This window comes from Marinifilum breve (genome assembly GCF_003202155.1).
GTDB classification, from domain to species: domain Bacteria; phylum Bacteroidota; class Bacteroidia; order Bacteroidales; family Marinifilaceae; genus Marinifilum; species Marinifilum breve.
Genome location: NZ_QFLI01000026.1, coordinates 1 through 3,375, shown reverse-complemented (window position 1 = coordinate 3,375; position 3,375 = coordinate 1). Strand labels below are relative to the sequence as shown.

1 protein-coding gene is annotated in these 3,375 nt (G+C 34.3%); it reads right to left on the bottom strand.

Annotated features, from left to right (window positions below; genetic code table 11):
* On the bottom strand, positions 1-2,936 hold a 2,936-nt coding region (locus DF185_RS22855; RefSeq protein ID WP_133250138.1), incomplete at its 3' end, for an IgGFc-binding protein.
* Between the last annotated feature and the right edge of the window lie 439 nt (positions 2,937-3,375).

The following is a 3,375-nucleotide window of genomic DNA, read 5'->3' as shown; positions in this document are numbered from 1 at the left end:
ACTTCTAAAGTAACTTCATCAAATGCCAAACCACATCCATTTTCAGCTTCGCATCGAACTACATAAGTTCCTGCATCATATCCGGAAAACACAAAAGGATTCTCCAATGAGACTGGATCAACTCCTCCATCTATATACCACTTAACCTGACCTGCATCACCTGTTACCAAGGCATCAAGAGTTGCAGTTGTTCCGTAACAGAAATTGGTTTTGTCAGGTCGAATTTCAACTGTTGCAGGTTCATCTACTAAAACAGATAAATCAACATGAGCATCATCTGTAGATGTCCCACAATTTTTATATTCTTCTTTAAAACTAATTTGACATCTATAATCTCCTTCGTCATCCTGGTGTGGATTTAAGAAGATTAATTCATGCGTTTTTGCTCCTGAAAATTCACCAGCAACATCAGCTAAGTCAATATAATTTCCAGATGCATCCTTTTTTGACCAGGAATAACTATACCAACTTGTATCTCCATTTGAAACATCTAAAGAGTTTTGTACACCTTCACAAAACTGGAATGTTTTACCATTATTTGAATAACTGTAATTAGGTATTACTTTAGCTTCAAACAAATCAGTATCTTCAACTGCTTGAACAAAGCTAATGCTGTCAATAGCAAAAAAAGTTCCTTCTCCATTTAAATTGTTATTTAATATTTTTATGGATGCATTTCTTGCGCCATTTGGTCTCCATAAAGCTGATATTGACTGCCACTGATCGGAACGATCAATTCTAAAATTCTCAACAACTGTCTCATTATTAATTAACACTTTAAGAGATTGAATATCCGTAGCATCACTTTTAGCTAATCGACCATGCATCTTAAAAATGTAATTAAACTTACTCTCAACCTCCATTTCAGCAGAACGATAAATGGTATCATTCTGGTTTTTAGAATATGCCAAAAACATCTTCCACCCACCAATAGGATTAAAATCACTTAATAGTGGATTCTCATCTTTAGGTCGTCCCGTAATTGCAAATTGTCCAGGATCTACCAGATTATTCGTAACCAACTCGTAATAGGAATCAAAACCATTATATCCATCTAAAAAGTCACCATTAAAAAGAATTTCCAAACTTGGATCTCGATAATATGCTCTAACCTGCCAAGCAGTATTTTCATTCGGTGCTTGTATCTTTAACGAGCTGTTAATAAAATTAGGGCCTTCCCATTCCGTTTCTCCAGAGCTATTTATAACTTCCTTATACCATTCGTAAAAATCAGGATCTCTTCCTGTCTTATCTTTTATCGATACAATAATTTCTTCATCGTAACTTTCACAGATCAAACTTAAATCTGTTTCAATATCTAACTCAGGATGAATTGGGGATATTGCTTTTGTAAAACCTGAATAATATCCAGCTGCACCTAATGTATTTGAACTTGCAATCCAAGCAACATTAATGGCTTTATCTCCAGTAAAACGAGAATCACCTGAAGGTGTAGAAACCTTGTAGTAAACCCATTCTGATGTTCCTAAAATACTTTTTGGATTATTTAAAATAGTACCATTATGCTTAACATTAACATTCTTTTGTGCTAAAACTGTAACAGTAGGACTAATGTAATCTCCACTGGTAATTTGTTTGGCCTTAGGAATCACAACCTCTTTCATCCCCAATGCAGTTAATGGAGGAATAAAATTCAGACCAATATTTGTCCAATCCTGATTTGTACCACACAATGTTTGATACACGTACACATCTTTACCTTTAGAATTTATATAAAGTGTAGGTATAGCATTGGGAGTAACAATATCATTCAGAATCATAAAATCTCCTGGTTCTGCCAATTCTCCTTTATAAACTTCATTCACCCAAATCTCTGTATTTGCCTTAGTAGCAACCACAATGGTTCTTTCTTGTCCTGCATGCCTATATGTAGAATATGGCTCGCTTCGTCCTTGTCCTCTCATCACAATATACTTGTCTCTCACCTGATCAACAGGTACAATCTGATCAAAACCAATATCCTGAGAAGGTGTAGCTCCAGCAGTCCAAGAACCTGAATTTACCACAATTTCTTTTGTTGAAGTAATATGCGTACCATTCATTCCATTACGCACCTCAATTGATTCACTTCCAAACTTGTCACTATATAAATTTGTCCCGAGCGTATAAGTTTGTCCTTTATTTAAATTGACAGTAATTGTTTCATTAGGTGTAATGGACTTTAAAACAACTTTTCCTCCTTCATACTTTGTAATATACTTACTCTTAATACCAGAAAATGTAACTGTAGTAACACCATCTTCTACAGCCATTACAGAAATAGAATGACTTCTAATTGGCCTAGTATCTTCATAAGTTCGATATCGCCAGCCATAATAGTAGTACCTTTCTGTGTAATCTAAAGGATCACTATCGAAGATTGTATGACTATACAAGTGACCTGAATAAAACTCTTTCCCCTTGGCATAAGCTCCTTTTGCTGACAAAGAAAAACCATGAGTCAAAGCACCACCTTCACCACTATTACTATAACCATGTCGAATATTTGCAAAGAACGGACCATCATATGAGTAAATCCTTAATCCTTGTCCATCAAGAGGTTTATTTAAATCTTTTGGACCTATAATTCCTCTTGAATAACTACAATCATTCGGATAAGTTTTATAGCTGTGTTGACTATATGTTGCTCCTCCAGGAGTTCTAAACACATATGTTTCGCTATGATTTCGATTAATTGTAAAAGGTCCAGCTATCTTGTTCCCTTGCCCATCCTCAATAAATACATTGATATTTTTCTCTGAGTTTGTTGATAAAAACACCTCCTGCTTTCCAACCTGATAAGAACAGTAAAATGGGGGAACATAGTGCTCAAAATCATACTGAGCAAACCCAGACAAAGGAGTTGCTAATAGTATGAAAATTGAAATTGACTTTAAAATTTTTTGAAAACGAGTAAAGATTTTATCATTTCTCATATTTATAGATTCAAAGTTATATTCGTTAAGTCTAAAAGAATTCTTTGCTAACATTTCAAATCACTTCTTTCCTTGCATTTCGCAACAATACAATAAAGACTATTTCAGCGAGTTAGAGTTAAAGCATTCAACACACACCACTTAATTATTGTGCGTATGCTTTGATTTATTCCACAAATATACCTTTTAAACTGACAAAAGGGTTTATTTGTTACATATTTATATAAACATTTAGTAAAACTAAACAAGAGGTCATCAAGCAAAAAAAAGAGGCCATCTCAAATGAGATGGCCTCTTTTTATACAATATTTTCTTAAAACACTGGTGATCGAACTGCTTTAATTCTTTTTCTTCTTTTCTTGGTGGTAGCAAGCGGAAAGGAAAATGATATTTCATGTGCCCCGGTATTCGTATGAATTAACTTGGAAATGGCATAATC